The organism is Bacteroides sp. BFG-606, from assembly GCF_024788145.1.
Taxonomy (GTDB): Bacteria; Bacteroidota; Bacteroidia; order Bacteroidales; family Bacteroidaceae; genus Bacteroides; species Bacteroides vicugnae.
This window is the reverse complement of the sequence record NZ_JANUIL010000001.1, coordinates 5,698,773-5,711,725: the sequence shown is the minus strand read 5'-3', so window position 1 is coordinate 5,711,725 and position 12,953 is coordinate 5,698,773. Positions and strand designations below refer to the sequence as shown.

The window sequence follows — 12,953 nt, the reverse complement described above, 5'->3', positions numbered from 1 at the left end:
TGATTACTTAAAAGTTAAGACTTAGGTTGAATGTCACAGATTTTGCTACCGGAGTAGAATAGAGATTACTCATAGATTCCGGATCCATGTAGTTTTTATAACTGGAACCGAAGACAAGTAGGTTACGACCTTCTACAGCAACAGTTGCTCCATTGATATTGAATTTGCGTAACCATTCTTGTGGCAATGTATAAGCTAATCGTATGTTTTGGAGACGCATATAATTGAGTTTCTTTACCCACATATCCAGATTTCTATAAATGGCAGGTATGTCACCAAAAAGTGCATAATCGGCAGGATAGTTATTCCGGCTAAGAAGAGCTGGTAGCTGATCACTATGATTTTCTGGTGTCCAACGGTTGAGGATATCTTGGTTTACATTATGTCCAGAGTCGAAATTTACTATATTATATGAAGGACTTGTACGTACATGAGCTCCAAAATAGAATGAAAAATTAAAATTAAGTTCCCAGTTGCGATAAGAGAGTGTGTTAAGTAACCCCCCTGTATAAGGTGCATCATTCGTACCTACATATTCATATAGACTTTGTTGAAAGTCTGCATCTGCACTATATTCATAGAAACCACCCATTCCTCCAGTCAAGTCTTCCATCTTAAATAGTTCTTCTACTGTGACAGCCTCATTGCTGCCTTTAGGATAGATGAGTATGCGGCCGGTTTCCGGATCTACTTTGCTCTTAATTGCAAAAATAGCTCCAACAGGATACCCTTCCAGACCGGGTGTCGGGCTGTTTTCTTTTACATAGTCTTTTAATACTTTGTTATTGTTATAAGCAAAATTGAATGTGGTATACCAGGAGAAATTCTTGGTTGTGATATTACGTGTTTGCAAGTTTATTTCTAAACCTTTGTTTTCTAGGCTAGCCCAGTTAATCGTTTGCGTAAGAAATCCATTTTCCAAAGGTAGATTTTTATAGCCGATAAGATCTGTTCCTTTTCTATAATAGTAATCTACGCTTAAATTAATGGCAGATTTGAGTGCGGAAAAATCAATTCCAATATTATAAGATGCTGTTTTCTCCCAACGTAGCTTATCATTAGGAGCTGAACCGATAGAAATACTCGTTTCATTTGGGTTGTTAGGCAATATCGTTTGATTTCCGTAACTTCCTACTAAATAAGGTGAGGTGTTTTTGTCAATATTTCCTTGAAGCCCGTATGATAATCGTAGAGCTAAGTTATCCATCCATTGTCTGGCAGGCTGTAGAAACGATTCGTTGGAAAGTCGCCATAGTCCGCTAGCCGAATAAATAGGCAGAAAACGATATTTTTTGTCTACACCAAATAGGTCCGAGCCATCAATACGTACGCTTGCTCCTAGTGTGTAACGTTGCATAAGGGTATAAGAACCATTTGCATAAAAAGAGGCGAAAGCATTTTCGGCATAAGTTTCTGTATGTAATGGGTATTTTTTAACGTCGTCATTCTCTGTTAGAATCAAAGGCTTGGTGGTAAGTGTTTTAGGGTCATATCCGTAAGCATTAGATGCAAGTGTTTCATACCAATTTTTTCTTATTTCTGACCCACCCATAATTTGTACTTCATGGATGTTTTTAAAGGTTTGACTCCATTCTCCTTGTACTTTCCATGTGATTTGTGATGTAGTGGCGTTACTTACCTTGTGCATCCCCCCTTCCGGTATACGGTATGTGTCACCGGACTTACTGTCTTTACGCATATCACGCATGGAGAACGTATTTGCACCAATATATTGTTCTACTCCGGATTGTTCCCATTGCAAGCCAACTTGTGATGTTAGTTTCCAATGGTCATTGAAACGTAAGTCAGCATTAAAGATTGCATTAATAGCTGTCGTTATCGTTTCTTTACTGGTATTGGCACGATCTTCAAGGAGATTGAACCCTCGTTCAGGATCAGGCTCGTTATCGCTGTTGGATACAATGTCATAATCATATACATAGTTTCCTTCCGCATCATAAATTTCTTGATATGGATTTGCTACGCGAGAGTAATAAACAGGATTTGAATAACCATATTTATCGGTAATAAAGTCCTTATTCTTCCGTCGGTTAGCAAAGAGCGAAGTTCCTATTTTTAGTATTCGGTTTACTTGATAAGACGTTTTGTTTGTCAAGTTAAAACGACTCATATTTACTCCAGGCACATTCCCGTTTTCTTGTGAATATCCGAGTGAATTATAATAAGTCACTTTTTCACTTCCTCCTGATATGCTGAAATTATATTCCTGCGTGAAAGCATCTCTAAATAAGATGTCATTCCAATCTGTGTTAATTGTTTTTAATCGGTTAATTGCATTTTGAGCTTCTGTGGTTAAGCCATTCCATCCTTGTTGTTGATAGGTCTCAAATAAATTATGTTGTCTGAGTATGGATGCTACTCCTCCTTTATGTAAGTAGGGATGTGAGGTAAATATGTCATCAGGTTCTTTCATTAATTCTAGTTCTAGATTTACTTTTTGTTCGGAATTTAATAAATTCAATCGTGAAGTATCCAGATTAGGAGTATATGTCAATCTTGTATTAAAGTTGATTACAGGTTTTCCTGTCCGTCCTCTTTTGGAAGTTATGATAATTACTCCGTTTGCGGCACGCGCACCATAAATTGCGGTAGCGGCAGCATCTTTTAGGATAGTGATACTTTCTATATCGTTCGGACTCAACCCGGCAATGGATGATTGTTTCATGTTAACAATATCATTGTCTGTATCAGTGCTTAGTTTCGCAATATCAGTCCCCTCCAAAGGTATTCCATCCAATACCCATAACGGGTCTTGTGTTCCATTCAATGAAGCTGTACCACGAATACGAATACGTGCAGGAGCTCCCGGTGCGCCGGAAGTTGTCGTAACGGCTACCCCCGCAACTTGTCCGGCTAATGCCTGGTCGATACTTTTTGCTGCGCCTACCATTCCGTCTGTAACGTCTACTTTAGCAATAGCAGCAGTCAGTTTACGACGTTCCAGTTCTTGATAACCAGTTACTACTACGTCTCCTAGTGTGTGTGATGAAGCTTGAAGGACAATACGATAAGTATCTTTTCCAGCTTGCAACACGATATTTTGTTCTTCAAAACCTATATAACTACAATGTAGTCTGGTCACCTTTTCCGGAATGGAAATGGAGAATTTGCCATCCATATCAGTGATAGTACCTAGAGAAGTCTGTGATACTCCAGCTTTTTTCAAATCGTCTGCATTAACATATACAGAAGCACCGATTAGAGGTTCATTGTCTTCACCGGATATAACGACTCCGGTGATTGTGCGGTTAACAGCGTTGGCTGTAGCCAACGTGCTAACAAGAAAACATATAAGAACGTATAAGTATTTTTTTCTCATCAATATAGATAATTAAAGTGATTGATTTTGTTTTATTTGATTCCCAAAGCTGTATTAATACGTAGGATCATGTCTTCATAATGATAGCGTGCAGCAGTATCAGAAGTGCCGAGGCGGTTTTGTAACAATTTCTTGATACGTAATAACTCTCCGCGTTTCACCGAGATAGCATCAGAAATACGGTTGAGCTGACTGCCGTAGAAGTTGAGCACACGTGGAGCACCCATTCGGTCTTCCTGACGAAGTGCCCGTTGTTCGGCGGCATAACAACTACAGAAAGGAGTAGCATGGTCAAGCAGGAAATGCTCGCTTGCAATCTTCTTGTTGATTTTTACAGCTTCGGGTTCTGCGGCTGCTGTAAGTAATGCATCGAGGAAGTTTTTCTGCAAAGAACGTTCCATAACATTGGGGATGCCACCACGTTCGGTAATACCGAAAATGTTTTTATGAAGTCCGTCCATAAGCTCCACTACTGTAAATGCTTTCTTTCCGTTGACAGATTCATTCTCTATCATACGCATCAAACGAGTGTTGCCTAGTAAATCCCAAAGGATATAGGCTTGGGCGTTCTTTAAGATTTGCGTAGGAGCATTCTCCTGTTTTCCGATTGGAGTGTTGCGGAGCAGATAGGTATATTGTCCTACTTCCGTGTCAAACAGCCATTTAGGATAGGTCAATACTTCATCCATCAAGAATTTCAATGAAGCTTCTTGTTTCTCTTTCTCAACGAATGTATAAGTCTTGACACCGTCTCCTACAATTGTATTTTCAATATATATACCGCCGATGTTGGCAAGTACATGATATAAGTAGTTGTTCCACTGGTTGATAACTGCATAGTAGAGACGCGACGCTTCTTCGTAAGTTTGTCCTTTTTCTCCGGTGGTAGTCCATTGAAGAATTTGTGGAACGATACGTTTCAGGTTTTTGATGCCATATAAAGAAGAACGGACCGGATCATCACCCAGATCTTCGTTCTGTGCGCGTGGATCTACTGCGTCACGTACATCCTGCGCTTCACTATACTTATAAAGACGATCGGTATGCTTACTCAAGAAATCGAATAAAATATCCTTTTCTTCTTCCGGAGTATTCTTTCCGTACCAACGATAACCATATTCGATAGCAAACATATCATAAGGACCGATATGCGGAGAAAGAACTTTTACGCCATCTCCAGGCTGTGCAATATAATTGAATCGTGCATAATCCATGATAGATGAAGCGGTAGAATTCATTCTGGAAGTAAATGCTTCGGAACGTAACGAATCCGTCGGGAAAGCCCATGAACCCATCATATTGTGACGGAGTCCCAATGAGTGGCCTACCTCATGGCAAGCAACGAACCGGATGGCATCTCCCATTAAAGCATCGGGTAATTGCACATTGCGTGCTTCCGGACACACAGTTCCAGTCTGCACAGTGATCCATTCGCGTACCATAGAAAGCACATTGTGCCACCACATAATATCAGCTTCCAGAATTTCTCCGGAACGTGGGTCTAACAGGGAAGGTCCCATTGCATTTTTCTTTTCTGAAGCAGCGTAAGTCAGTACGGAGTAATTGACATCGTCCATGTCTATATGCATACTGTCTGTGATTTCCTTGGCGATAATCGCGTTCTTGAAACCTGCTTTTTCGAAAGCAATCTGCCAGTCCTCGATACCTTTTTTAATGTACGTACGCCATTGGTAAGGTGTTGAATTATCAATGTAGAATACGATTGGTTTGGCAGGCTCCACAAGCTGTCCTTTCAGATAAGCCTCCCGGTCTTCCGGTTTGGGTTCCATGCGCCAGCGAGTGATATATTGTGTTTTATCCGTACCTTGTTGTGCATCACTAAAACTTAATAACGGATTAGTGAAATAACCGACTTTCTGATTGTCGAATCGTCCCATCATCGGCTTTTCAGGCAACAAGAGAATAGAAGAACTGACTTCCACCGTCACATAAACAGTGGTAGTTCCTTCTGTAACTCTGGTAGTCAATTCGGAAGTTGCCACGACATTGTTTGAAAAGGATTTGATGGATAAAATACGGGATAAGTTCTTGATAGCCGAAGTACCCAGATTGATATTAGTAAATACATTATTAATACTGGTTTCAGTACCGTCATAAATATCATTCACCTTGATTACTAATGCAGTAGAATCTGCATTAATCGCTTCAATTTTGAATGCGGCAATCAATGGAGAGATAAAATTATCCTTTACCGAACGGAAGATGGCATCCGTTTGGGGGGCCAGAGGTAATGGGCGTTGTTGTCGTAGCATTAATTTGCCCGTAGCTTTATCCCATTCCATGCAAACCATCTGATTCTCGTAGTTTACTCCACGGTTTACACCTGCATCATTAAGTTCGGCAGGAACTCGTTGCAGTTTGTTGACAACTAATAAATCACGTCCCAAAAGTGAGGTGGGAATTTCAAAATAATAGTCATTCTTTTTTTGGTGTACAGCAAACATTCCTTTCGTTGTTTTACTGTCTTCCACTAATTTTTCGTAGTCGCTTTTACTCTTCTCTTCTTTCTCTTCTGGTTTCTTCTTTTTCTTTTTAAACCAACTCAGATTTTCTGTAGCGGGGGTAGTTGCAAATGCCGAGAGCGTTTCTCCACTCAGCAATATACATGCAATGACCGCTGCCATTACTTTTACATACATTCTCATTGAGTTTCTAACTTTTAATTATAATTAAAAAACAGCCACAAAAGTACTAATATTAATAACATAATAACTACTGATTTGCAATGAATATAACATTTAAAAGAAATATTAACTAGAATCTAAGACCATCATTCCTCCCAGATATTTCATAGTTTAGTGGGAATAGTGTACATTTGCGGGAGTAAAAAAGTGAATGGAATGATGAGACGATATATCACTGCTTTGATGCTGGCTTGCTGCATCGGAGGGTATGGACAAGAGAAAAAGCAAGCAACCTTTGTGCCTCCTTTTGACTTTCCTCTTACATTGAGTGGAAACTTTGGAGAAATCCGCTCCAATCACTTCCATGGCGGGCTGGATTTTAAAACAGGCGGAGTGATCGGTAAACCCGTTCTTGCTCTCGCTGATGGTTATATTTCGCGTATTCGCGTAACGAATGGATCGGGGTATGTACTTGATGTCTGCTACCATAATGGTTATTCAACTATCAACCGCCATTTGAGCGGTTTTGTTTCTCCCATTGCCGAAAGGGTGGAGAAACTTCAATATGAAGAAGAGAACTGGGAAGTGGAGATTGTGCCTGAACCGGGAGAATATCCGGTAAAAGGAGGGCAACAGATTGCATGGAGCGGCAATACCGGATATTCGTTCGGCCCACATCTTCATCTGGATGTGTTTGGAACGGAATCGGGGGATTATATTGACCCTATGCCTTTCTTCCAGTCGAAAATAAAAGATACACGTGCTCCGAAAGCTGATGGTATCCTCTTTTTCCCGCAACCGGGCAAAGGAGTGGTGGATGGAAAACAGGAGAATAAAACGATTCTTCCCAATAGCGAACGTCCTGTGGAAGCATGGGGAGTGATAGGGCTGGGTATCAAGGCATACGATTACATGGATGGCGTAAGTAACCATTACGGAGTTTATTCTGTTGTGCTCACGGTAGATGGGAATGAAATATTTCGCAGTACCGTAGATCGTTTCTCGCAAGAAGAGAACCGGATGATTAACTCTTGGACGTATGGACAATATATGAAATCTTTTATTGATCCGGGAAATACGTTGCGTCTGCTGAAAGCGTCGAATGATCATCGTGGTCTGGTGACGATTGACGAGGAACGGGATTATCACTTCTTATATACATTGAAAGATGCTTTCGGAAACACTTCCAACTATCGTTTTACCGTGCGGGGCCGGAAGCAGCCGATTGAACCGTTGAATCATCGGGAGAAATATTATTTCATCTGGAATAAGACTAATTATTTGCAAGAGCCGGGATTGAGCCTGGTTATTCCGAAAGGAATGTTGTATGACGATGTCCCCCTCAATTATCAGATGAAGGCGGATAGTGGTGCCGTTGCTTTTACTTATCAACTGAATGATAAGACGGTTCCATTGCATGCAGCTTGCGAACTTCGTATCGGATTGCGTAGAAAGCCGGTTGCCGATACGACCAAATATTATGTGGCCCGCATCACTCCGAAGGGAGGAAAGTACAGCGTAGGCGGAAAGTATGAAGACGGATATATGAAAGCTGCCATCAAGGAGTTAGGAACTTATACTGTTGCCATCGACACCATTCCGCCGGAGATTATTCCTGTTAATAAGAACCAGTGGGGAAGAAACGGAAAGATTGTCTATCGGCTGAAAGATCAGGGGACGGGAATTGCTTCCTATCGCGGGACGATTGACGGTAAGTATGCACTTTTCGGACGCCCCAATATGGTGAAATCGTACTGGGAATGTGTACTTGATCCGAAACACGTGAAGAAGGGCGGAAAGCATACGGTCGAGTTTACAGTGACCGATGGTTGCGGAAATGAAACGGTAGCTCGTGAAAGTTTTGTTTGGTAAATTATTAAAAGTGAATCATATATTTATGAAGAAAAGAATTATTTTTTGTGCTGCTGTATTTATGGCGGCTGTGGCGAACACTTTCGCTTGCACTAACCTGATTGTCGGAAAGAATGCGTCTGCCGATGGCTCGACAATCGTTTCCTATTCTGCCGACTCGTATGGCCTGTTCGGAGAACTTTATCATTATCCGGCTGCTACCTACCCGAAGGGAACGATGTTGAAAGTATATGAATGGGATACCGGCAAGTATCTGGGAGAAATAGAGCAGGCACGTCAGACTTACAATGTAGTCGGTAATATGAATGAATATCAGGTTACGATTGGTGAGACTACTTTCGGTGGACGTCCGGAACTGGCGGATTCTACAGGGATTATTGATTACGGAAGTTTGATTTATATTGGTTTGCAACGTTCGCGTACTGCCCGTGAAGCAATTAAAATCATGACCGATTTAGTGCAGCAATACGGTTATTATAGCGAAGGAGAGTCTTTTACTATTGCCGATCCCAATGAAATCTGGATCATGGAAATGATTGGTAAAGGTCCCGGAATCCGTGGAGCTGTTTGGGTAGCTGTACGTGTACCCGACGACTGCATCTCGGCTCATGCCAATCAGTCACGTATTCACCAGTTTGATATGAATGACAAGGAGAACTGTATGTACTCTCCGGATGTTGTTTCTTTTGCCCGCGAGAAGGGATATTTTAATGGAGTAAACAAAGATTTTAGCTTTTCGCTAGCCTACGCACCTCTTGATTTTGGTGCCCGCCGTTTCTGTGAGGCACGTGTGTGGAGCTATTTTAATAAGTTCACGGATAACGGAAAAGATTATCTTCCTTATATTGAGGGAAAGACCGATACTCCGATGCCTCTTTTTGTGAAACCGAAACAAAAACTGTCTGTACAGGATGTGAAAGATATGATGCGTGACCACTATGAAGGTACGCCTCTTGATATTTCCAATGATTTCGGAGCAGGTCCTTATAAGACGCCATATCGCCTCTCTCCTCTGAACTTCAAGGTAGACGACAAGGAATATTTCAACGAACGTCCCATTTCCACTCAACAAAGCGGATTTGTATTTGTTGCACAAATGCGTGCTCATAAGCCGGACCCGATAGGTGGTGTACTTTGGTTTGGCGTGGATGATGCTAACATGGCGGTATTTACTCCGGTCTATTGCTGTGCAACGAAAGCTCCGGTATGCTATACCCGTGTGGGCGGAGCCGATTATATTACATTCTCCTGGAATTCAGCTTTCTGGATTTTTAACTGGGTATCTAATATGGTCTATCCGCGTTATGATTTGATGATCGGTGATGTACAGGAAGCGCAGAAAGAAATGGAAACGACTTTCAACAATGCGCAGGAAGGTATTGAAGAGATGGCTGCCAAACTGTTGGCTAAAGATAAGAACGCAGCAGTAGATTTTTTGACAAATTATACAAACATGACTGCACAGAGCACTTTCGATACTTGGAAACAATTAGGTACATTCTTGATTGTGAAGTATAATGATGGAGTAGTGAAGCGTGTTAAAGATGGTAAGTTTGAGCGTAATTCTATCGGACAACCAGCCGGTGTGATCCGTCCCGGATATCCGAAAGAATTCTTGCAAGAATATGTCAAACAGACCGGTGATAGATATTTGGTGAAATAAGAATTGAATAACTAGGATTTGTAAACTTATTATTTTATATTTGTGTGCTCAAGAAATTGATAATAAATAATTCATTAACCAATAAATAACAATCGAAATGGAAAATCAGGAACTTATTAAACAGGTCACTGAAAAAGCCGAAAAATGGCTGACCCCGGCTTATGATGCTGAAACCCAAGCTGAAGTGAAACGCATGTTGGAAAACGATGATAAAACCGAACTTATTGAAGCTTTCTACAAAGACCTTGAATTTGGTACTGGTGGTCTGCGTGGTATCATGGGAGTTGGTAGTAATCGTATGAATATCTATACGGTAGGTGCTGCCACTCAAGGACTTTCCAACTATCTGAAGAAGAACTTCAAGGATCTGCCGCAGATTTCTGTAGTAGTAGGTCACGACTGCCGTAACAACAGCCGTTTGTTTGCAGAGACTTCCGCTAATATTTTCTCTGCCAACGGCATTAAAGTATATCTGTTTGATGATATGCGTCCGACTCCGGAAATGTCTTTTGCTATCCGTCACCTCGGTTGCCAGAGCGGTATCATTCTGACTGCTTCTCACAATCCGAAAGAATACAACGGTTACAAGGCATATTGGGATGACGGTGCACAAGTGTTGGCCCCGCATGATAAAGGTATCATTGACGAAGTGAACGCCATTGCTTCTGCTGCTGACATTAAATTCCAGGGAAATCCTGATTTGATTCAGATTATCGGTGAGGACATTGATAAGATTTATCTGGATATGGTGAAAACAGTTTCTATTGATCCGGCAGCTATCGCCCGTCACAAAGATATGAAGATTGTCTATACTCCGATTCACGGTACAGGTATGATGTTGATTCCGCGTGCATTGAAGATGTGGGGATTCGAAAACGTATTTACTGTGCCCGAACAGATGATTAAGGATGGTAATTTCCCGACTGTCGTATCTCCGAACCCGGAAAATGCGGAAGCTCTTTCCATGGCTGTAAACCTTGCCAAAGAAATTGATGCTGACCTCGTTATGGCTTCCGATCCGGATGCCGACCGTGTGGGTATCGCTTGTAAGGATGACAAGGGCGAATGGGTACTGATTAATGGTAACCAGACTTGTATGATGTACCTTTATTATATTCTGACACAGTACAAACAACTGGGTAAGATTAAAGGGGGCGAGTTCTGTGTGAAGACAATCGTTACTACCGAACTTATCAAGAAAATCGCTGATAAGAACAACATCGAAATGCTTGACTGCTACACCGGATTTAAGTGGATTGCCCGTGAAATCCGTCTGCGTGAAGGCAAACAGAAATATATCGGTGGTGGTGAAGAAAGCTACGGATTCCTTGCTGAAGACTTCGTGCGCGATAAAGATGCTGTATCCGCTTGCTGTCTGATTGCTGAAGTTGCTGCATGGGCAAAAGATAATGGCAAATCTTTGTATCAGTTGTTGCTTGATATCTACGTAGAATATGGATTCTCTAAAGAGTTTACTGTAAACGTAGTGAAACCGGGTAAGAGCGGTGCTGAAGAAATCAAAGCGATGATGGAAAACTTCCGTGCTAATCCTCCGAAAGAATTGGGTGGCTCTAAAGTGATTTTGAGCAAAGATTATAAGACTCTGAAACAGACAGACGATAAAGGTAACGTAACTGTAATTGATATGCCGGAACCCTCTAACGTTCTTCAATATTTCACAGAAGACGGTAGCAAAGTTTCCGTTCGTCCTTCAGGTACAGAACCGAAGATTAAGTTCTATATGGAAGTTCAGGGTGAAATGGGATGCCGCAACTGTTATGCTTCTGCCGAGTCTGCCGCCATGGAAAAGATTGAAGCAGTGAAGAAATCATTGGGTATCTGATTTTGTCTCTTCTGAAATTGCAGACATAGATCATAAAAAGATAAAGATTAAAATAGCGCCTCCATCGTCTTTTGAAGATTGTGGAGGCGCTTCTTTTTCTCTGTACATAGCCCTGATTCTGCCTATTTTCGGGCATTTTCCCTCATTTGGCACAGTTCTTTCATTTCCTTTGCATTCTTTAAGCTCACTTGCTAATCCTTCTTGCGAGAATCTTGTTGTATTGGCATCATCTCAATTTCAACAGGCAGGCTGCGGATATACACATGTTTTGTTGATGCTTTAGAGTGATACGTTCAGTTTCATATTCGTAAGTTGTTCGTTTGTAGTTGTGTGTATTTCGTAGCCTGCTTTTCTTCATCTTATTTCTTGGTTCCTATCCAAGTCCATTTATGCCATATCTCCATAAAAAACGGTAACCGAAGTCTTTTCCTTTTAATTGCTGGTTGTGCGACTGGATAAAGAAAGTGAATCCAAAAAGCAGAGCAAATATGGCATAAGATTTTCCGGCAAGCAGTGAGAAGGTTATATTAAATACTCCCTCATCCAAAATAGTGAGCCATTCGGGAGAACTTTCCGGATAAACAGGGAAAATGAAATGTTCCAGATTATGTACTAAGAGAATCGCCATTACAGCAAATCCTCTAAGAGCATCCACTACTTCGATTCGGGGTGTTTTGGGTGATAATTCCACGGGGTTGATTTATGATTATTAGTTTAATACATCTTCATTTGGATGTTCAATCCACCAATCGATCATCTTTCGTGCAAGGCTAAGTTTTCTGGGAAGTTCGGGTAGATTATCTCTTGTGTAAAAGTCTCCCGAACTCAATTCTTCATCTTGGAGTGTGATTTCCCCTCCGGCATAATCCGCAATAAATCCGACCATTAGACCGCTGGGATAAGGCCAGGGCTGGTTGCCGAAATAAGTGATATTCTTTACGTCCAGTCCGGTTTCTTCTTTCACTTCACGCGCCACACATTCTTCTAATGTTTCTCCGGTTTCCAGGAATCCGGCAACGAGGCTATTGAATGTTCCTTTAAAATTGCAGGCATGCACTAAGAGTAGTGAGTCTTTTTTTCTCACTAATACCAGAATCGCTGTGGATATGGAAGGATATACTTCCCGACCGCATTTCGGGCAACGTTTCATAATAGATTCTTTCTGTTCCATCAGCGTGCCACAGGCGGAACAGAAGCGGCTGTTTCTATCCCAATGCAGAATCTCATGCGCTTTTCCTGCAGTCTGATAATGAGACAAAGGGAGATATTCATAAGAGGCGCGAAGTCCTATCATTGTCCATTGCTCCGATTCTTCAATGGGAGAGGAGAGGGAGAAAGCTTTGCAGTTTCTACCTTCCAATGTGGTGATATTATGTACTGTTGTTTTTTCTTTCATAATGATAGGAGAACTTTCTCCATATGGGACGGCATACTTACCATCCCCTTTTTTCTCAAGAAGCAGTTGATCTTTATAAAAGATAAACCACCATGATTGTGCTGTCTGATCCATTTTATTCCAATTCTTTTCTTTGCGCTGCGAAGTTATAAAAAACTAGGTTGATATGTAGACTTCCCGGATAAAATATCAAT

Annotated in this window: 6 protein-coding genes and 1 pseudogene; 3 read left to right on the top strand and 4 right to left on the bottom strand. The window is 41.3% G+C overall.

What is annotated here, in order from left to right:
* Nucleotides 1-7: 7 nt before the first annotated feature.
* Nucleotides 8-3,340 carry a SusC/RagA family TonB-linked outer membrane protein gene (locus NXV01_RS22090; protein ID WP_259023245.1) on the bottom strand — a complete coding sequence of 1,111 codons (3,333 nt, stop codon included), beginning with the start codon at nucleotides 3,338-3,340 and terminating at the stop codon, nucleotides 8-10.
* Nucleotides 3,341-3,372: 32 nt separating this feature from the next.
* Nucleotides 3,373-6,006: a zinc-dependent metalloprotease gene (locus tag NXV01_RS22085; RefSeq protein ID WP_259023244.1), complete on the bottom strand. Its 2,634-nt coding sequence runs from the start codon at nucleotides 6,004-6,006 to the stop codon at nucleotides 3,373-3,375.
* A gap of 198 nt (nucleotides 6,007-6,204) precedes the next feature.
* On the opposite strand from NXV01_RS22085, the gene NXV01_RS22080 reads away from it, so the two are divergent.
* The 3 genes from NXV01_RS22080 (at nucleotide 6,205) to NXV01_RS22070 (ending at nucleotide 11,363) form a co-directional block, all read left to right on the top strand.
* On the top strand, nucleotides 6,205-7,857 hold the full coding sequence (locus NXV01_RS22080) for a M23 family metallopeptidase (protein WP_259023473.1): 1,653 nt from the start codon (nucleotides 6,205-6,207) through the stop codon (nucleotides 7,855-7,857).
* 25 nt (nucleotides 7,858-7,882) lie between these two features.
* Complete coding sequence (locus NXV01_RS22075) at nucleotides 7,883-9,520, top strand: C69 family dipeptidase (protein ID WP_259023243.1); 1,638 nt, start codon at nucleotides 7,883-7,885, stop codon at nucleotides 9,518-9,520.
* A gap of 97 nt (nucleotides 9,521-9,617) precedes the next feature.
* Nucleotides 9,618-11,363 (top strand): phospho-sugar mutase, encoded by a 1,746-nt coding sequence (locus NXV01_RS22070; protein ID WP_195649418.1) that lies wholly within the window; start codon nucleotides 9,618-9,620, stop codon nucleotides 11,361-11,363.
* Nucleotides 11,364-11,760: 397 nt separating this feature from the next.
* Here the strand turns inward: NXV01_RS22070 and NXV01_RS22065 are convergent.
* Nucleotides 11,761-12,054, bottom strand: a pseudogene (locus tag NXV01_RS22065) (hypothetical protein); the annotation flags it as partial.
* 18 nt (nucleotides 12,055-12,072) lie between these two features.
* Nucleotides 12,073-12,909 carry an NAD(+) diphosphatase gene (gene nudC / locus NXV01_RS22060; protein ID WP_259023472.1) on the bottom strand — a complete coding sequence of 279 codons (837 nt, stop codon included), beginning with the start codon at nucleotides 12,907-12,909 and terminating at the stop codon, nucleotides 12,073-12,075.
* Between the last annotated feature and the right edge of the window lie 44 nt (nucleotides 12,910-12,953).

Coding starts and splice junctions, on each gene's coding strand:
- NXV01_RS22090 (WP_259023245.1), bottom strand. CDS start 3,340: ATGAGAAAAAAATACTTATACGTTCTTATATGTTTTCTTGTTAGCACG.
- NXV01_RS22085 (WP_259023244.1), bottom strand. CDS start 6,006: ATGAGAATGTATGTAAAAGTAATGGCAGCGGTCATTGCATGTATATTG.
- NXV01_RS22080 (WP_259023473.1), top strand. CDS start 6,205: ATGAGACGATATATCACTGCTTTGATGCTGGCTTGCTGCATCGGAGGG.
- NXV01_RS22075 (WP_259023243.1), top strand. CDS start 7,883: ATGAAGAAAAGAATTATTTTTTGTGCTGCTGTATTTATGGCGGCTGTG.
- NXV01_RS22070 (WP_195649418.1), top strand. CDS start 9,618: ATGGAAAATCAGGAACTTATTAAACAGGTCACTGAAAAAGCCGAAAAA.